Genomic DNA, 18933 nt, shown 5'->3' on the forward strand with positions numbered 1-18933 from the left:
TTTCTAACATTAAACCATGAAATCTATAGTATTAAAAACACAAAAAATTATTTTCTTAGTCTTTGGCTTTAGTATTGTTTTAGCGCAAAATAGTATGAAAGTCCCAAATGATGCCGTATTTTATATGGAAGTCAATGGGAAACAGCTTAACAACAAAATCAATTGGAACAAGCTTAATCCTTTACTGCATGAACTAAGCAAAAAGAGCAAAGAAAAACCTTCATGGACAGATTATTCTAAAACCGGAATTAAATATGATGCCATCCAGTATCACTACGCCAGTTTTAATGACTCCATCAAAACCTATCATACTCATTTTATCATCGATAATAAAGAGAAGTTCCAGGAATTCATTAATTCCATTAAGAAAAAAGGACAGGAAACGTCCGGAAAAAATAACTATTCTTACGTTGATATAGATGATGATATTTTTGTTGCATGGAACGGAAGCCGTGCAGTGCTTAGCCTGATAAGCTATACGAAACCTTATAAAGATCTTTGGGCAGATGAAGCTGCAACCGTGGCAGACAGTGTTGCCGTGGCGGTTGATAGTGTTTCGGTTGACTCAGTGTATGCCGAAGAACTGGAGAAACCATTTGATTATAAAGATGAAATAAAAAACCTGAAAGAGGATATTAAATACCTGAGAGAAAGCATTAAAGATAACAACACGGAGATTGCAAGGATTCAGAAGGATATCAAATACCTGCAAAAACATCACCAATATCCTAAAGAAAAAGAGGAGGTTTTAGTCCCGGAACCAGAAGGTGAGGGGGACTATGGTTCGGAGTATGATGACTCTGAGTCTGAGAAAGCTTACCAGAAAGAACAGGATTCTATCCGCAGGGAGAACTTCAAGGTTGTAAAAAAATATGCTGAAGATCATTTTGACCAATATTTCAGTTCCAACCTGGAAGTGGAAGCTTCTAAAGAAATGTTGACCTTCAAAGATGTGAATTCTGACGTTTTTGTGTATACAGACTATGGAAGGATCGTCAATGACGGAATCTACGGCAAAGCGATGAAACGCTACGATTTCGGACAGGTTTTCCAGAATATGTACAACTCAAATTCTGCTTACAATCTATACTTTGACAAAGATAAAGTAAAGCTGATCAATAATTACCAGCATAAAAATGCTGAGATGCAAAAAAATATCTCGTCAATTTATAAAGGAAAAAAGAACAGAAAACTGCTGGACCTTATCAATGAAAAAAGTATTGGCTATTATGCCGTTAATATAAACGGAGGAAAAGTTTTTGATGCGATATACAGTCTTATTCAGGATTCGGGAGAAGCCAAGTATAAAAAAGAATTAGAGCTGATCATGGAAACAATGAAAATTGTTTTGGATGAAGAAGCTATTACTAAAATAGCACCGGGAAACGGAATTTTTGTTTTAAATGAGTTGAAATCAAAAAAAGTAGACTATACTGATTATGAATATGATGACGACTATAATGAAAAGGAAGTAAAGAAAACCAAAGATGTAGCAGTTCCTAATTTCACTTTTGCTTTTGCTACGGAGAATGAAGGGTACTGGAACCGTATTTTTAATGTGTTGACAACGAATAAAAAGCTGGCTAAAAACTTCTCAAAAGTAGGGAACTTCTATACTTTTAAGGATGATAAAAAAGAAGGATATCTTGATCAGCTGTTCTTTACTGTAAAAGATGGCGTTGTTTACCTTACGAGTTCTACAGATAATATCACCACTGCTCACAGCCAGTCTGAAGTATCTAGGAAATGGGCAAAAGATTCATCCAGATATCCCTTATCCGGAAGACTGGATCTTCAGACACTTTTAATCGGTTTAGATAAAGAGTTCGAAAGTCCTTCGGAAAGAAAAACATTGGATCTGTTCAGAAAAAATGTAGGGGAGCTGTATTATAAAACTGAAGTAAAAGAAGAGAGTATACAAACAGAAATGGATTATAATATTAAAAATTCTTCTGAAAACAGCCTGATGTATTTCTTTGATCTGTTTAATGAGATTTTTAAAATAAAAGATTCCGAAAAAAAACCACCGGTATTGTAGATGAATAAAAAGAAAGGTATTGCCTCGTTAATTCTGTTACTGGCTGTTACAGCTTATTTTGTGCTTTTTTATAAGGATAAGAAACTTAGGTTCATTCCTGAAAATGCCGATGCAGTAGTTTTAATAGACGTAAAGAATCTGACGAGGCAATATCTTTTCAGCCTGATCACACATCCCTCACAATGGGGCAGCAAGACGAAAGGGAAAGGTTCAGTTTCTCTGAGGGAATCGGGAATTACAATCCCGGATTTTTTACAGGTTTTCCATCTTAAAGGAACCGGAGCTTCGGAATGGTACAGTGTTTTAGAACTTAAAGATCCTCAGAAATTTATTGCGTTTTTAAAGCAGCAAAATTTTGCGAGTAAAGGGAAGAATATTTTTCAAAAGGATCATATTTTTCTTAGCATAGAAGGTGGAAACTGTATTGTAGGAACTTCCGATTCGGGTTTTGGAGCCATAAACAAAAAGCTTTTTCAAAATTCCCAAAAGAACATTTTAGATGCAGATCGGTTTATTCAAAATACGGCAGGGAGCATTTCTTTTCTTTCAGGACAGAAGATCCACAATTTCTCCATTGAGTTAAAAGATGATGAAATTGAAATAAAAAACAACTCAACTCCGGAAATCGTAGATGCCATTGTCTCGAAATTACAACAGGGGAACCATTTTCTGGAAGCGGAATTAAATGCTGATAATATAAAAAACTACACTCATTTTTTCAATATAAACAACGGAGATTCACTACAGATCAGTCATTTTAAAGCTACTGCTGATCTTGAGCAGGTAAATGATACCATCATCAGTTATGGTTATGATGATAACTTTAACGAAATTGAAAAGAAGACGTATCAGAAGATTATACAGCCGAACTATATTATTGATTTTCAAAGCCCGGTTCCCGAAAAAACATGGGACTATTTTCAAACTAAAAAATGGATGAATGCTCAAAACCAATTCACGGCAATTCCTTTTCAGCCCAATGATGTCAGCAGAAATACTGCCGGATTTGTTATAAAATCTACCCGAAACCCAATACAGCAGTCTCCAAAACTGGAAAAAAATTATATTTTCATCAGAAACAGTGAAATGCTGTTCTCTTCTCTGAGTACGTTAAGTAAAGCTGAAAAAAGGATTATTTCCGATATAGACTATGTGTTTTATGGTAATGAAGCTCAAAATTATTGGGTCAAAGTAAAGGCTAAGAATGGAAAATTACCCTTAATTTTGCGGTGGTAAAATATTTCATCTTAAAAATGACCCTATATTCATGGCTCCATCAGAAGTTGTCTTGCTAAAACAAATCACACATTATTCTTTACACCTGATTTTTCCGGTGTTTATTGCACTGGTTTTTTTTCGTAAAAACTGGAAAAAAGCGTACCTGATTATGTTAGCTACAATGCTTGTAGACTTGGATCATCTTTTTGCCAATCCGGTGTTTGATCCATCCAGAAATAGTATAGGCTTTCACATTTTACATTCCTATTATGCAATTGCAGTATATGTTCTGATGCTGTTTTTTAAAGGAAATATTAGAATTGCTGCCGTTGGGCTTTTGTTCCATATGCTGACGGATTTTCAGGACTTTACCCTCTGGACTCATTAAAATAACATTAATATTACCTTTTAATCTTCCGGTTTTTATAGATTTTTCGTATTTTGTAATCACTTTATGAGATTCAAAGAATTTTTACATTATACTTATATTTTTCCTGTCCTTACAGTCGGTTACTATTTTTCCGGACTCATGGGAGGCGGTGTTATATATGACATCATTGCAGGTGTTTTTCTTATTGGAAGCGTTTTATCGGCGGTACATCATGCCGAAGTAGTCGCTCATAAAGTAGGAGAGCCTTTTGGAAGTATTATTCTGGCCCTATGTATTACCATTATTGAAGTGGCACTTATTATCTCACTGATGGTTGCCGGCGGAGATCAGGCGATCACGCTGGCCAGAGATACCGTTTTTGCCGCAGTAATGCTTATCCTGAATGGAATTCTAGGTATATGTATTCTGGTAGGCGGCGTAAAATACCATGAACAGTTCTTTGCAAGAACTTCTGCCACCACTTATCTGGTAAGTATCGTTTCCATTTTAGTGCTGACCCTTGTGCTTCCTAATTTTACTTCCAGTGTCAACGGCCCTTTTTATAATGAAGCACAGCTTATCTTTATTTCCATTGCCTGTCTTGCTATCTACGGAGTATTCCTGATGGTACAGACGGTTCGCCATAGAAGTTATTTCATCGTTCCTGATGAACATCCTGAAGAACATTATATTCCCTCATTAACGAAGACATTCATAAGCTTTGCCTTTTTGGTGATTTGTCTGGTGATTGTGGTTCTAATGGCTAAAGGCCTTTCCGATACTATTGAGGGTATGGTACAAAGCCTTGGTGCTCCAAAGTCCCTGGTAGGAGTGATTATTGCCGCCGTAGTGCTTCTTCCTGAAGGGGTTGCAGCCATACGTGCTGCAAGAGCCAATCAGATACAGTCAAGTTTAAACCTGGCATTAGGTTCAGCACTTGCAAGTATAGGACTGACCATTCCGGCAGTATCAGCGGTATGCATCATGTATGATATCCCATTGGTGCTGGGACTGGATAAAAAAGATATTATCCTGCTTTCCTTATCCGTGTTTATTGTCATGCTTTCGTTAAGCAGGGGAAAAACAAATATCCTTTATGGGACTGTCCTTTTAGTCAATCTGGCGGCCTATATCTTTACGGTAATCGTTCCTTAAAAAAATAAATATCTCGAAATCTTGTATTCCAAATACAAACTCACTAAAGTCTTCTGGCCAATTCCATTTTAAATGCCATTAATTTGGCAATATTTTCGGATTTGTAGATGGCCATATCCGCATTTTCACCCACAAAATTTTCCTCAATAGTCGTTCGCCAGAGTTTTAGCCATTGATCAAAGTGCTTTTGTTCCATGGCTTGCTTCTCATTGATGGGAAAATGTACGCCCATTGGATTTCCTTTATACGTCATCTGCCCAAAAAGAATAGAATCCCAAAAAGAATACATCTTTGGAAGATGTTTATCCCAGTCTACTTTTGCAATATCATTAAAAAAGAACCCAATGGTCTCATCTTTAACCACTTTGGTGTAAAATGAATTGACAAGGTGTTCAATGTCTTCTCTTGACTCCAGCTTTTTCATATTTCAAATGTACTGCAAAATCAATTTAAAAATCAAATCACAAGATTGATAAATTTCATGAAAACAATATTTTATCTTTGTACCGAAGTAAAGACGAATAGAAAATTTGCCGATTCACAAATTCCTGAAGTTCTTTAATCAAGAAAAAATACAAAAATGACAAGAGGATTCAGAAAAAAAATACGTCAGAAAAATACTGAAAACAGTGGCTTCGGAAGTAATGCATCGGGAAGATTTATCAATAAAGATGGCCTCCCGAATGTTCAGAGAATAGGAGTGAATGTTTTCAATAGGTTAAGCTGGTATCACACGATGCTGAACTTATCTTCATTCCGCTTTATTTCCTACCTGGTTGTGGCCTATATCCTGATTAATCTGGTCTTTGCTATGATTTATTATCTCATTGGAGTAGAACACCTGACCGGAATAGATAAGAGCGATCCCCTCAACGAATTTATTGATGTATTCTTCTTCAGTTCGCAAACATTTACAACGGTAGGGTATGGAAGGATTGCCCCTGTAGGTTTTATGGCCAGCCTGGTGGCTACTTTTGAAGCTTTTTTGGGATTGCTTACCTTTGCTATTGCTACCGGACTTTTTTATGGGAGATTTTCAAGGCCCCGGGCGTATTTAAGATTTTCTGATATCGCTGTGATCGCTCCTTTTCAGGAGGCTACAGCATTGATGTTCAGGCTTGCTCCATATAAAAATAATGCCCTTACAGATGCTGATGTTATTGTATCTGCTGCTATTGAAGTGATTGAAAATGGGGTTCCCAAAAGTAATTTTTACCGATTAGAGACCCATTTAAGCAAAATCAATACCTTGGCCTTAAACTGGACTGTAGTACATAAAATAGATGAAAATTCACCGTTTTATGGGTTTTCAGAAGAAGATTTTAATGCTACGGATATTGAGCTTATTGTTCAGGTGCGTGCATTTGATGAAGTTTTTTCCAATACAGTAGTTCAGAGGTCTTCATATGTGACAGGAGAAATTATTTATGGAGCCAGATTTATTCCCATGTATTATCCGAATAAAGATAACCAGACCACAATTTTGGATCTGGATAAAATTAATGAATATCAAAAGGAAGAACTTACCGCTTCGGTAAGAAATAAAGAATAAATGGACTTAGATTTTTATAAAAAACAGGCTTTACAAAAGCAGAAAGAACATAAAAAGTTTTTGGATGGATTAAAGAAAAAACCTCCCAAAAATCTGGATTATATTGTTCAGGAAACCCATGATGAAGTCTTTGAAGAGATCGACTGTTTGCAATGTGCCAATTGCTGTAAAACAACGGGACCTTTATATACTGAAAAGGATATTGAACGTATCGCAAAACATTTGCGAATGAAGCAGGCCGATTTTGAAGCAAAATTTCTGAGAGTGGATGAAGATAACGATAAAGTACTGCAGAATCTTCCCTGTTTTTTTCTGAATAATGACAATACCTGTTCTATCTATGAAGTGAGACCGAAAGCCTGTAGAGAATATCCTCATACCGACCGCAAAAAGATCTACCAGATCAATCATCTGATGCTGAATAATACAGTGATTTGCCCCGCCGCTTTTGAATTTGTAGAAAAAATGATGAAAAACGTTACAGAATAGAATATTTTGCTAAATCCTCTTAAATAATTATAAAGTACGTTAAATAAGACCTTTATGAATAATTTTATAAATGATGTGTCGTTTAGTTTAAACAATCATTTAAATATTACATTATGAAAAAGTTATTTTTAACGGCAGCGTTTACATTAGTCGGAGTAATCGCAGTATCGGCTCAAACACAAACTCAGAAGCCGGCCGAAACTACTACTAACCAAACGACAACTCAAACACAACAGCAGAGTCCGCAGACTAGCACAGACTGGACTACCTCATCAACAACCAGCGGGCAAAAACAAACCACTACAGCAGAGGCTTCTACTGCTACCCCTGCAGCAGATGCTACAGTAAGCACCGGAAGCACTGCGGAAGCGACTAAACCTGCAGAAGCAACTAAAGAAGAGAAGAAAAGTAAAAAGAAAAAGTAAAGCATTTTAGTAAACACCGAAAGAATCCTGAAATCTAGTATTTCAGGATTTTTTTTGATCAATTTCTCTGATTCTGAATGTTACTATCCTGCGGACTAAATCAAGAGGTAAATCCTTTGTAAGAGGAAACTGCACGGCTCCTTTCGAAAACTTATAATTTCCTTCTTTGAAATCCTCCTCAAAAGTCTTTATCCCTTCAGCACCAGGATAAAAACCAATATGATTCTTATAGGCTGCAAAATAGACCAATGGTTTACCTTTATATCTAAAAGCTGGCATTTGATAGCCTATATACTCTTCCAGGTCTGTGAACTGAGTATGGATGGCTTTTCTGAGTTCCTCTAATTTTTCCTGAATTTCTTCCGGAAACAGCAGGAAGTATTCATTACTATTTTTGAAGGTATTTGTCATGAAATAAAAATAAAAAAAGTGCTGCATATAGCAACACTTTCTCCTTTCACTTTTTACTTTTTTCCCATTATCCCGGGAACAGGCTGTATCAAAAAAGGTCGGGATTTTTTCCCAACCTTATATTTTTATGTTATACAACTCCCTGAGCCAACATTGCTTCTGCTACTTTTACGAAGCCGGCAATATTTGCACCTTTCACGTAGTTTACATAACCGTCTTCGTCTTTTCCGTAGTCTCTACAAGCTTTGTGGATACCGATCATGATTTCTTTTAATCTTGCGTCTACTTCTTCAGAAGTCCAGTTTAAACGGATAGAGTTCTGAGTCATTTCTAATCCTGATGTAGCAACACCTCCAGCATTGGAAGCCTTACCAGGAGAGAATAATACTTTATTATCAAGGAAATAGTTGATGGCATCCAGTGTAGAAGGCATATTAGCCGCTTCAGTTACACACAGACATCCGCTTTCAACCAGTTTCTTAGCGTCATCTAAATCTAATTCATTCTGAGTTGCAGAAGGGAAAGCAACATCACACTTGATGTCCCAAGGACGTTTCCCAGCGTGGAATTCAGCAGAAGGATATTTTTTAGCATAATCTTCAGCTCTGTTGTTTCCTGAAGATCTTAATTCTAATAAATAATCAATTTTTTCTCCGCTAATACCATCTTTATCGTAGATATATCCGTCCGGACCAGAGATGGTTACTACTTTAGCACCAAGTTCCGTTGCTTTTTTGATAACTCCCCAGGCTACGTTTCCGAACCCTGATACCGTTACTGTTTTACCTTTGAAATCTTGTCCGATAGTCTTAAGCATCTGCTCAGCAAAGTATACTACACCATATCCTGTAGCTTCAGGACGGATCAATGAACCTCCATAAGCAAGACCTTTCCCGGTAAGAACTCCTGTAAATTCATTTCTGATTTTCTTATACTGTCCGAATAGGTATCCGATTTCTCTTGCCCCTACACCGATATCTCCTGCAGGTACATCTGTTTCAGGACCAATGTGCTTACATAATTCTGTCATGAAAGCCTGGCAGAAACGCATTACTTCCATATCAGATTTACCTTGTGGATCAAAATCTGAACCTCCTTTACCACCACCCATTGGAAGGGTTGTTAATGAGTTTTTAAATACCTGCTCGAAAGCTAAGAATTTAAGAACAGACAGGTTTACTGTAGGATGGAAACGGATTCCTCCTTTGTATGGTCCAATAGCAGAGTTCATTTGAATTCTGAAACCTCTGTTAACCTGGATCTCTCCTTTGTCATCAACCCATGGAACTCTGAAAATAATAATTCTTTCAGCTTCAGCCATTCTTTCAAGCAGCTTCATTCCGGTATATTCTTTTTTGGTAGCAATGAACGGAATTACAGTTACGGCAACTTCTTTTACAGCCTGTAAAAATTCCGGTTCGTTAGGATTTTTTGCTTCAATTTTTGCAATAAACTCTTGGATTTTCTGGTCAATATTATATTGTTCCATATATTAAGGTTGAATATTATTGTCAACAAATTTAATTTTTTTTTCAAGATTCACAACACTCTATTTTAACATTGTTGAAAATTAAATAATAATGTTTCAAAATATTATTAAATTAATAATTTGCTATTAAATTTTATTAAAAATGAAATGTTATGTATGAAATAATGCAGTATTAAGAAATCGTTAATTCTTAAATTGCGATAAATTGCCTCCCGGAAAATGATTTTACTTTCCCTAAAAGCTCCAATTCTAAAATGACTGGTAAAATTTTGTGAGTTGAAATTTCAATTTCCATCGAAAGATCATCCAGGGATATTTGTGGATTCTCTTTTATAAATTGATATATTGTCTGTTGAAAATCAGTTAATTGTACCATTGATTCACTATACGGGAAAAGCTCTTCAATTTTCTGCTTAGGATGGTTCCATCCCAGCAGATTGATAAGGTCTCTGAGGGTGGAAATGGCGGTTGCTTTATGATGGAAAATCAATTGATTACAGCCTTGGCTATAAGAGTCAGTAATTTTTCCCGGAAGGGCAAAAACATCCCGGTTATAGTCATTGGCAAAAGTTGCCGTACTTACAGATCCTCCTCCGAATCCTGTTTCTACAACAATGGTAGAGGGCGAAATTCCAGCCACAATTCTGTTCCTTTGAATGAAATTTTCGCGGTCCGGTTTTCTGGCTGAGCTGAACTCTGTAAGTAATACTCCTCCTTCCTGAAGAATTTTTTCTGACAGTCTTCTGTTGTTGGCCGGATATAAAAACTGGAAACCGTGAGCAAGTACTGCTGCTGTAGGTTTTTTGTGCTGAATAGATTGTTCATGCACTTCTTTATCAACACCCAATGCAAGGCCGCTTACCGATAAAAAAGGAGCAGACTGCGTTGCTTCAAAAAAATCATGGATGAATTGCCGGCCATAAGCCGTCATATTCCGGGTTCCTACGATGCTTACCTTCCGAAGTGAATCATCAAGTTTTCCTTTTTGATACAATATGGCAGGAGCATCCGGGCATTCATGAAGGAGATTGGGAATTTCTTTAAGGTGTCTTAGCTTGATCTGGATATTATTCTTTTCGCAAAATTTTAATTCTTTTTCTGCAAAATCCAGATGTTCTTTATTTCCAATGCCGGAAACGGTTTTTTGTCCCATTCCTTCCAGTTTTTTATATTCCTTTTTAGCCCTTTTCCAAGTTTCTTCTGCACTTCCAAAAGTCCGGATAAGTTTATAAAAATTAATGTCACCAATCTGGCCGCATTCGCGAAGGGCAATTGCATATAAATATTCTTCGGAAATCATGTGTGTTTTTTTTCAAATGTAGTGAAAATAAGTTTTTATTTCTTCCTTAATTCCTCCAAATGATTCCAGATATCATCTCTCTTCTTATAAGGTAATTCCAGGAAATCTTCAGGGTGATTTTCTTTATATTCCTGCCACAATTTGTCATCCTTTTCACTGTAATAATTAGGGAATTCCCAGATATATTTTTTCTTTTTTTCACCTACATTTTTAAAGGCAAAAGCAATAATACTCCCTACTACCGCACCGGAAAGATGAGCCTGCCAAGAGATCTTACTCGGTTCTTGCATGGTGTAGAATAGCTCCTCAGGAAGCATACCCCAAACCAAACTTCCATAATACAGAACGACAAGCAATGATATGGTAAGCAGCTTTGTATTCCACTTAAATACTCCGCTGAAGAAAAGGAAAAATGCAAGAACGTAGACCACACCGCTGGCTCCAATGGTACAGGTGTACATATAATCACCGGTGAGAATATCTATAGGGGGCAGAAGCCAGACCAGAAGTCCTGTGGCCAGCCAGCCAATGAAAAACACCTTATTGGCTACTAAAGGATAAAACTGATACAGCAGAAACATCAGGGCAGCAACAGGAATGGAGTTTCCTATAATATGATCTATATTTCCATGTAAAAGGGGAGAAGTGATAATCCCCAGCAATCCCTCCGGCACTAAAGGGATAATAGCTCCAAAGCAACTTCCAAAAAAGCCGCGCATCTGTAAAAAGTATCCGAACCACATTGCCGAAAGCATCAGCAGGGGGTATATCATTGCTTTTTTGGAAAGTACATTTTTAAACATGCAGATGGTACGTCAAATCAAAAGCCAACGATAAATTTCGGAAAATTTGTCGATGAATCAGATTCTACTGATCTGATTTTAAGACAAAAGGTATCAATTTATTTTTTGCAACGAGTATTTTGGCATTGAATTTATTCATATACTACCTTATTAAGGTTGAAATCTGATGAAAAATGAACTTTTTGGAGATCAATTGACCTTTAAGAAAAATTATATTTAATATTTTTGCATTGAAAATTTTTAGAAAATGAAGCGGTTTTTATTAATTCTTTCCTTTTTCATAGGGATTTATGTAAGTGCACAAGAAGAATTGAAAAAAGATTCTGTAGTGGTAGACACAGTAAAATACTGGTCTGTGTTAGGGAAAAACACAGTAATGATTAACCAGGCTGCCTTTTCCAACTGGGTGGGTGGTGGAGCTAACAATGTGGGCTGGCTTGCCGGTATCAATTACAATATGACTTATGAAAAAGAAAATGACCTTTGGGAAAATATCGTTATCTTGGGATATGGACAAAATGATACTAAAGGGCAGGGAATAAGAAAAACCCAGGATGTTATGAATATTTCTACAAACTACGGGAGAAAGTTTTCCAAAAGCTGGTATTTTTCTTTAGGAGCTGGTGTACAGTCTCAGTTTGCTCCGGGATATGAAGATGGTAATAATCCAGATGCCAAGAAAATATCGAATTTTATGGCTCCCGGGTATCTGAATGTCGGGATGGGTATTACGTACCGGCCCAACGATGATTTAACGGTGACCTTGCGTCCTACCAACGCCAGATGGACTTTTGTATTGGATAAAAACCTTCAGCTGGCGGGAAATTATGGGTTGAAAAATGATGGGGATTCTTCATTACTGCAGTTTGGTTTTCTGGGAACGGCTATATATAAAGTGAAAATTATGGAAGATATTCATTTAACCAATACAGCTTCTGTCTTTTCCAATTACCTTGACCGCCCTGACAGGCTGGTTCTTGCTTACGGAGCCATTTTGAACCTGAAAGTCAACAAGTTTATTTCTTCTAATATAAGTTTAGATTTGCTGTATGATCATAATCAAATAGAGAAAACTCAGCTAAAACAAACGCTGGGGATTGGTTTCGCCTACACGCTGGATAATGGTGTGAAACGCTCTGACCGTAAAGACAGCCAGTGGTGGACTAAGAAATAGATGATCACAAAATATATAAAAAAAGTACTTCTGAAAGGAGTGCTTTTTTGTGTATTAGTAAGATTTTATTTTAAGTACTTTTAAGTTTAAGGTTTTTTGTTTTGATGCCGGTGAGTTTTAAACTGTTTATCTTTAATTGGTTATAAATAAAATTTTGTTGTTGTAAAATTCAAATTAAAGTGAGTATTACCAAGGCGTAAATTATTATTTATACATTTGCAAGGAAAATAGTTAATTATGAAAAAACTTTTATTGATGGCTTCCATTTCTTTTGGGGCTATTGCAATGGCACAGGAAACTAAAACTGATGCTCCTGCAGCAGATACTGTAAAAGCCTGGTCTATTCAGGGGCAAAACACATTAATGCTTAATCAGGCTGCCTTTTCCAATTGGGTAGGAGGAGGAGCCAACAACGTGGGATGGCTTGCCGGTGTCAATTACAACCTGACTTATGAAAAAGGCAAAGATCTTTGGGAAAATGTTATTATCCTGGGATATGGCCAAAATAATACCCAAGGAACAGGAGTAAGAAAAACCCAGGACGTTATCAATCTTTCTACTAACTACGGTAGAGAATTTGCCAAAAACTGGTATTATTCTATGGGAGCAAGTCTTCAGACTCAATTTGCTCCGGGATATGAGGATGGCAATAATCCTGATGCCAAAAAAATATCAAACTTTTTTGCACCGGGATATTTAAATTTAGGAGCCGGTGTTACCTATCGTCCTAATGATAATTTTACGATGACACTGCGCCCTGCCAATGCAAGATGGACTTTTGTTCTGGATAAAGACCTTCAAAAAGCAGGAACATATGGTCTTAAAAATGACGGGGATTCTTCTCTTTTTCAATTCGGTTTCCTGGGAACAGCTATTTACAAGCTGAAAATCATGGAGAATATAAGCCTGATCAATACGGGTTCTGTTTTTTCAAATTATCTTGATCATCCGGACAGACTGGTTCTTGGATATAGTGGAGTGCTAAATATGAAGATCAATAAATATATTTCTACCAATGTAACACTGGATTTATTATATGACCACAACCAGATCAAGAAAACCCAGCTGAAACAAACATTAGGAGTAGGGCTAGCTTATAATATTGATAACGGAAAGAAACGTTCAGATAACAAGGATAACCAGGGGTGGCTTAAGAAATAATCTTAATCACTATACATAATAAGAAAGCACTTCAAATTGAAGTGCTTTCTTATGTATCAATTATATAAGTCTTAAAATTCTAAATCAACTTCTAATTTCTCCGCCAATAGCTTTGAAATTTTTTCTTTTAGAGGCTCTATGTCGATATTCTGCATCGCATCATTTGCAAATGCATATAAAAGAAGTGCCTGTGCTTCTTTTTTAGAAATACCTCTTGCTCTAAGATAGAACAGGGCATCTTCATTAAGCTGGCCTACTGTACATCCGTGAGAACATTTTACATCATCCGCAAAAATTTCCAACTGAGGTTTTGTATCAATACTTGCCCCTTCGCTTAATAAGACATTGTTGTTTTGCTGGTAAGCATTCGTTTTCTGGGCAATTTTGTCAACAAAAACTTTCCCATTGAAAACACCGTGTGCATTACCGTCAAAAATACCTTTGTAGTTCTGATAACTTTCACAGTTCGGATAATTGTGGTGAACGGCTGTATGGTGGTCTACCAGCTGATCTTTTCCGATAATGGTAATCCCGTTCATAAATGAATTGATATTTGATCCATTATGAATGAAATCCAGGTTATTTCTTACCAGTTTACCTCCAAAAGAGAATGTATTCACCGTCGTTAAACTGTCTTTCTCCTGTTTTGCGAAAGTGCTGTCAATCAGGTAAGAAGTATTATTGTCGTTCTGAAGTTTATGCCAATCTGCTTTTGCATTTGGAAAGGTGAAGATCTCAGTCACAGAATTGGTCAGCACATAAGTGCTGTCAAAATTATGGTGGCTTTCAATAACCTCTACTTTTGCTCCTTCTTCTACGATCAATAGGTTTCTTGTATTGTAGAATGTATTTTCCTCCTGGTTTTGAGAAATATAGAAAACATGAATCGGTTTTTCAATCACTACATTTTTAGGAACTTTTAAAAAGAATCCATATTTGCAGTAGGCAAGGTTTAAGTTTGTGAAAGCTAAATCCTTAGATGCAATAGTGTTAAAGTATTGATCAAAAACTTCTTTATGCTGATCATCATTCAATGCGTAATTGAATGAAAGGAATTCTACGTTTTCTATAGAAACCTTAGAAAGCTCTTTGTGAAGCTTCCCGTTTACAAAAACAATCCAGTCGAAATTTTCCTCTCCTAAGTGCAGTTGGTCAAACTGCTCTTTAGTGATGTTATGGTTCTCTTTTGGAAAGAAATTGTAGTCTTTCTCTGTGATCTCCCTTAGATTGGTATATTTAAACTCTTCGTCTTTTTTGGTAGGAAAACCTGTTTTGGCAAACTCTCCTAAAGCCTGAACTCTCGTTTCATCCAAAAAACGGTGACGAAGTGTACTGAGAAATTCGTTATGATTATTTAAAATTTGTTCGTTTAAACTCATTGTTTATTTGAAATTTGAGATTTGAGATTTGAAATTACGGACGGTTAAATTTATTGCCATTATGCTCGATAGTTTTTAAATATCTTATAAAGCCGGAAATCATCTTTGATAAATCCGTATAATCCTTTTTCAAATCATTAAATTCATTTTCGGTAATAAAATTTCTATCAAACGCTCTGATTAATTGAGATCTTACTTCTCCACATGAACCTTTTGACATAGATAGAAAATTAATAAATTCTTTATTTCCCTCCCTTTCAAAACCTTCTGCGATGTTATCCATTACAGAAGCCGATGAACGGTCTATTTGATTTTTAATGTTTAAACTGCAATTTGAATTTTGTACGAGTGAGATGAAAATTTTATGGCATAATTCTCTGGATTTTTTCCATATTTCTAAATCCTCAAAATTATTTATAGTTGCCATAATCTCAAATCTCAAATCGCAAATTTCAAACTAGTTAAGCAGCCAGTCGTAACCTTTCTCTTCAAGCTCTAACGCTAAAGATTTATCACCTGTTTTGATGATTTTTCCATTCGCTAAAACGTGAACAAAGTCAGGCTGAATATAGTTAAGCAATCTTTGATAGTGCGTAATCAAAAGAACTGCATTTCCTTCATTTTTAAAGTGATTTACTCCATCTGCTACAATTCTTAAAGCATCAATATCTAATCCTGAATCTGTTTCATCAAGAATAGCCAATTTAGGATTAAGCATCATCATCTGGAAGATCTCATTTCTTTTCTTTTCACCTCCAGAGAATCCCTCGTTTAATGATCTTGAAAGGAAATCTTTTTTGATCCCTAATTTTTCAGATTTTTCACGGATTAATGCAAGCATTTCTTTTGCAGGCATTTCTTCCAGTCCGTTTGCTTTTCTGGTTTCGTTTAGAGCGGCCTTGATAAAGTTTGTTACAGAAACTCCCGGAATTTCCACGGGATACTGGAAAGAAAGGAAGATTCCTTTGTGTGCTCTGTCTTCAGGTGCATCTTCGCTGATGTTTTTTCCTTCGAAAAGAATTTCTCCATCAGTCACTTCATAATCCTCTTTTCCTGCAATTACAGAAGAAAGTGTGGATTTACCAGCTCCGTTTGGCCCCATGATAGCGTGAACTTCACCTGGCTTTATTTCAAGATTAATACCCTTTAATATTTCTGCGCCATCCTCAATTTTGGCGTGAAGGTTTTTAATTTCTAACATTTTATTTGCTTAAACAAATTATTTTTGAATTCTATATACTAAACTTTCAGGTTGACCAGGGACGTCATTAAGCTTCCCAATTTGTATCATTCCTGCCTTTTCCAAAACTTTAATAGAAGCTATATTGTCAGGACGAACAATTCCGAATATTTCTTCTTTGTTCATATCATTACATCCAAAGTCTATAGCCTTCTTTGTGAACTCTGTGGCGTATCCTTTTCCCCATGCTTCTGGGGCAAAACGATATCCAAGGTTCAATTTTTCTTCCTCTCCATAGAGTTTATAGCTCAGCCCTCCAAAACCTATACTGTTTTCAGGGTTGTGTTTTTCAACGATAGTCCAACCTCCAAAATTATGCTTTTCCCAATGGTCAAGCATTCTGGCAAATGTATCTTCTGCTTTTTCAAGACTCATTGGCCCGCTTGGGTTATGCATATTGGTTTTAGGATCATGATTAATTTCAAAAAATCTTTCAAAATCTTTTTTTACAGGTTTTTTTACAATTAATCTTTCTGTAGCTATCATATCTTTTTATCCTACAGATCCTTCTAATGAAATTTCCAATAATTTCTGTGCCTCGATAGCAAATTCCATAGGAAGTTTATTTAAAACTTCCTTACTGAAACCATTTACAATCAGTGCAATGGCTCTTTCGGTATCAATACCTCTTTGGTTACAGTAGAAAATCTGATCTTCTCCAATTTTCGAAGTGGTTGCTTCATGTTCCAATTGTGCGGTAGGGTCTTTGATCTCGATGTAAGGGAAAGTGTGAGCTCCACATTCATTACCCATCAATAAAGAGTCACATTGGGAAAAGTTTCTTGCCCCTTTAGCAGTAGGCATTACCTTTACCAATCCTCTGTATGAGTTTTGAGATTTTCCGGCAGAAATACCTTTTGAAATGATCGTTGACTTGGTGTTTTTTCCAATGTGGATCATTTTTGTACCTGTATCTGCATACTGGTGATTGTTCGTCACAGCAATAGAGTAGAACTCTCCGATTGATCCGTCACCTTTCAGAATACAAGATGGGTATTTCCATGTTACTGCAGAACCCGTTTCCACCTGTGTCCATGAGATTTTTGCATTTCTTTCGCAAAGTCCTCTTTTTGTCACAAAGTTGAAAACTCCTCCTTTTCCTTCTTCATTACCTGGATACCAGTTCTGAACAGTTGAGTATTTAATTTCTGCATCATCCATTGCAATCAGTTCCACAACGGCAGCATGAAGCTGGTTTTCGTCTCTTGACGGAGCCGTACATCCTTCCAGATAAGAAACATAACTTCCTTCATCAGCAATCACAAGAGTTCTTTCAAACTGTCCTGTTCCTGCCTGATTGATACGGAAATAAGTGGAAAGTTCCATTGGGCATCTTACTCCCTTAGGAATATAGCAGAAACTTCCGTCAGAGAATACTGCGGAATTCAATGCTGCATAAAAGTTGTCTCCTCTTGGAACTACTTTTCCAAGATATTTTCTTACCAAATCAGGATGGTTTTTAATGGCCTCAGAAATAGAACAGAAAATAATTCCTTTTTCAGCCAATGTATCCTGGAAAGTGGTTTTCACAGAAACTGAGTCTATTACAATATCTACAGCTACTCCTGAAAGTCTTTTTTGCTCTTCGATATTAATCCCTAGCTTTGCGAAAGTTTTCAATAACTCCGGATCTACTTCGTCAAGACTTTCCAATTCAGGTTTTGCCTTTGGAGCAGCATAGTAACGGATTGCTTGAAAATCCGGCTTTTCATATTTGATGTTTGCCCATTCAGGTTCCACCATTTTCAGCCAGATTTTGAAAGATTCCAAACGCCATTCAGTCATCCATTCAGGCTCTTCTTTTTTTGCAGAGATAGCACGGACGATATCCTCATTTAAACCAATTGGGAAGTCTTCATAATCAATCTTCGTTTCCCAACCGAATTCATATTTTTTATTTTCTAGATCGACTCTTAAATCGTCTTCAGTGTATTTACTCATTATTTTTTTTTAGATTTCAGATTTTAGATTTCAGATTTCAGAATGGTCTGATGTCTGATATCTAGTATCTAATGTCTTTTCTCTAAAGACTAAATGATTCTCCGCATCCACATGTTCTGGATGCATTAGGGTTATTGAATACAAACCCTTTTCCGTTCAATCCTCCTGAGTACTCAAGAGTTGTTCCTGCTAAGTATAAGATAGATTTTTTATCAATAACAATTTTAATGTTATTATCTTCAAAAATCTGATCTGTGTCTGTTTTTTGGTTGTCAAACTTTAAAACATACTCTAAACCAGAGCATCCGCCGCTTTTAACTCCAACTCTTATATAATCTTCAGCAGGGTTAAAACCATCTTCTGTCATCAGCTGAATGGCTTTTTCCTTTGCGTAATCTGATACTTTTATCATTGTATTTATTTAGAATGATTTAATTATGCAAAAATACGAACTAATTTCCGCAATCTCAAATCGAAGATATCTATTTTAATGATTCTGATCTTAATACAATATTTTTAACACTGAGTTAACGTTAAAAGATATATAAATTTTCGCTTATGAATCTGAATATTTTTAACCTTCAATTGTATTTCCTATCTATAAAGGAAAGTGATAATGAAACAAAAAGTACTGCTTTTTTATTATTATTTTTAGCTGTAATGCCCTATAGAATACTATAAAATATTTCTATGAGGCCTTTTGGAACCCGTATTAAATTAATTTGTGAGTACGGAGGTTGAAAAATTTTAGGTATCAAAAAAACTGTTTACTATTAATCGGTGAAGAT

Annotated in this window: 20 protein-coding genes; 9 read left to right on the plus strand and 11 right to left on the minus strand. The window is 36.1% G+C overall.

From position 1 onward, the window contains the following. Nucleotides 1-16: 16 nt before the first annotated feature. The 4 genes from LQV47_RS02450 (at nucleotide 17) to LQV47_RS02465 (ending at nucleotide 4781) form a co-directional block, all read left to right on the plus strand. Entirely contained in the window at nucleotides 17-2038 is a 2022-nt protein-coding gene (locus tag LQV47_RS02450) for a hypothetical protein (RefSeq protein ID WP_230033427.1), read from the plus strand. Beyond that, nucleotides 2039-3274: a hypothetical protein gene (locus LQV47_RS02455; RefSeq protein WP_230033429.1), complete on the plus strand. Its 1236-nt coding sequence runs from the start codon at nucleotides 2039-2041 to the stop codon at nucleotides 3272-3274. 31 nt (nucleotides 3275-3305) lie between these two features. Next, nucleotides 3306-3644 carry a DUF6122 family protein gene (locus tag LQV47_RS02460; protein ID WP_230033431.1) on the plus strand — a complete coding sequence of 113 codons (339 nt, stop codon included), beginning with the start codon at nucleotides 3306-3308 and terminating at the stop codon, nucleotides 3642-3644. A gap of 66 nt (nucleotides 3645-3710) precedes the next feature. Then, the gene (locus LQV47_RS02465; protein WP_230033433.1) at nucleotides 3711-4781 is read left to right on the plus strand and encodes an ionic transporter y4hA; all 1071 of its coding nucleotides are present in this window, start codon (nucleotides 3711-3713) and stop codon (nucleotides 4779-4781) included. A 43-nt stretch (nucleotides 4782-4824) separates the two neighbouring features. On the opposite strand, the gene LQV47_RS02470 is transcribed toward LQV47_RS02465, so the two are convergent. Beyond that, the gene (locus LQV47_RS02470; protein WP_230033435.1) at nucleotides 4825-5205 is read right to left on the minus strand and encodes a group III truncated hemoglobin; all 381 of its coding nucleotides are present in this window, start codon (nucleotides 5203-5205) and stop codon (nucleotides 4825-4827) included. 156 nt (nucleotides 5206-5361) lie between these two features. On the opposite strand from LQV47_RS02470, the gene LQV47_RS02475 reads away from it, so the two are divergent. From LQV47_RS02475 to LQV47_RS02485, 3 genes are all read left to right on the plus strand, one after another. Continuing rightward, nucleotides 5362-6333: an ion channel gene (locus LQV47_RS02475; protein WP_230033437.1), complete on the plus strand. Its 972-nt coding sequence runs from the start codon at nucleotides 5362-5364 to the stop codon at nucleotides 6331-6333. Continuing rightward, nucleotides 6334-6822: a YkgJ family cysteine cluster protein gene (locus LQV47_RS02480; RefSeq protein ID WP_230033439.1), complete on the plus strand. Its 489-nt coding sequence runs from the start codon at nucleotides 6334-6336 to the stop codon at nucleotides 6820-6822. Between the two features lie 113 nt (nucleotides 6823-6935). Then, complete coding sequence (locus LQV47_RS02485) at nucleotides 6936-7247, plus strand: hypothetical protein (protein WP_230033441.1); 312 nt, start codon at nucleotides 6936-6938, stop codon at nucleotides 7245-7247. A gap of 42 nt (nucleotides 7248-7289) precedes the next feature. Here LQV47_RS02485 and LQV47_RS02490 read toward each other — a convergent pair whose 3' ends face one another. The 4 genes from LQV47_RS02490 to LQV47_RS02505 form a co-directional block, all read right to left on the minus strand. Further along, on the minus strand, nucleotides 7290-7658 hold the full coding sequence (locus LQV47_RS02490; RefSeq protein ID WP_230033443.1) for a DUF1801 domain-containing protein: 369 nt from the start codon (nucleotides 7656-7658) through the stop codon (nucleotides 7290-7292). A 130-nt stretch (nucleotides 7659-7788) separates the two neighbouring features. Next, nucleotides 7789-9147, minus strand: coding sequence for an NADP-specific glutamate dehydrogenase (gene gdhA, locus LQV47_RS02495; RefSeq protein ID WP_230033445.1), 1359 nt, complete (start codon nucleotides 9145-9147; stop codon nucleotides 7789-7791). A 190-nt stretch (nucleotides 9148-9337) separates the two neighbouring features. Then, nucleotides 9338-10447 carry a DNA-processing protein DprA gene (gene dprA, locus LQV47_RS02500; protein ID WP_230033449.1) on the minus strand — a complete coding sequence of 370 codons (1110 nt, stop codon included), beginning with the start codon at nucleotides 10445-10447 and terminating at the stop codon, nucleotides 9338-9340. Nucleotides 10448-10482: 35 nt separating this feature from the next. Beyond that, nucleotides 10483-11250, minus strand: coding sequence for a rhomboid family intramembrane serine protease (locus LQV47_RS02505; protein ID WP_230033450.1), 768 nt, complete (start codon nucleotides 11248-11250; stop codon nucleotides 10483-10485). Between the two features lie 247 nt (nucleotides 11251-11497). On the opposite strand from LQV47_RS02505, the gene LQV47_RS02510 reads away from it, so the two are divergent. After that, nucleotides 11498-12424, plus strand: coding sequence for a DUF3078 domain-containing protein (locus LQV47_RS02510; RefSeq protein ID WP_230033452.1), 927 nt, complete (start codon nucleotides 11498-11500; stop codon nucleotides 12422-12424). A gap of 237 nt (nucleotides 12425-12661) precedes the next feature. Beyond that, a complete protein-coding gene (locus LQV47_RS02515) occupies nucleotides 12662-13585 on the plus strand; it encodes a DUF3078 domain-containing protein (RefSeq protein ID WP_230033454.1) in 924 nt (307 codons plus the stop codon). Between the two features lie 71 nt (nucleotides 13586-13656). Here LQV47_RS02515 and sufD read toward each other — a convergent pair whose 3' ends face one another. The 6 genes from sufD to LQV47_RS02545 form a co-directional block, all read right to left on the minus strand. Further along, nucleotides 13657-14964, minus strand: a complete 1308-nt coding sequence (gene sufD / locus LQV47_RS02520; protein ID WP_230033456.1) for a Fe-S cluster assembly protein SufD — start codon at nucleotides 14962-14964, stop codon at nucleotides 13657-13659. A 34-nt stretch (nucleotides 14965-14998) separates the two neighbouring features. Then, complete coding sequence (locus tag LQV47_RS02525; RefSeq protein ID WP_230033458.1) at nucleotides 14999-15391, minus strand: four helix bundle protein; 393 nt, start codon at nucleotides 15389-15391, stop codon at nucleotides 14999-15001. 30 nt (nucleotides 15392-15421) lie between these two features. Next, nucleotides 15422-16165, minus strand: a complete 744-nt coding sequence (gene sufC / locus LQV47_RS02530; protein ID WP_230033460.1) for a Fe-S cluster assembly ATPase SufC — start codon at nucleotides 16163-16165, stop codon at nucleotides 15422-15424. A gap of 18 nt (nucleotides 16166-16183) precedes the next feature. Then, nucleotides 16184-16690, minus strand: coding sequence for a GNAT family N-acetyltransferase (locus tag LQV47_RS02535; RefSeq protein WP_230033462.1), 507 nt, complete (start codon nucleotides 16688-16690; stop codon nucleotides 16184-16186). 6 nt (nucleotides 16691-16696) lie between these two features. After that, nucleotides 16697-18145, minus strand: coding sequence for a Fe-S cluster assembly protein SufB (gene sufB, locus LQV47_RS02540; RefSeq protein WP_047484614.1), 1449 nt, complete (start codon nucleotides 18143-18145; stop codon nucleotides 16697-16699). Nucleotides 18146-18227: 82 nt separating this feature from the next. Further along, nucleotides 18228-18557 (minus strand): iron-sulfur cluster assembly accessory protein, encoded by a 330-nt coding sequence (locus LQV47_RS02545; protein ID WP_230033464.1) that lies wholly within the window; start codon nucleotides 18555-18557, stop codon nucleotides 18228-18230. Nucleotides 18558-18933: the final 376 nt, after the last annotated feature.

This window comes from Chryseobacterium sp. Bi04 (assembly GCF_918698085.1).
Lineage (GTDB): Bacteria > Bacteroidota > Bacteroidia > Flavobacteriales > Weeksellaceae > Chryseobacterium.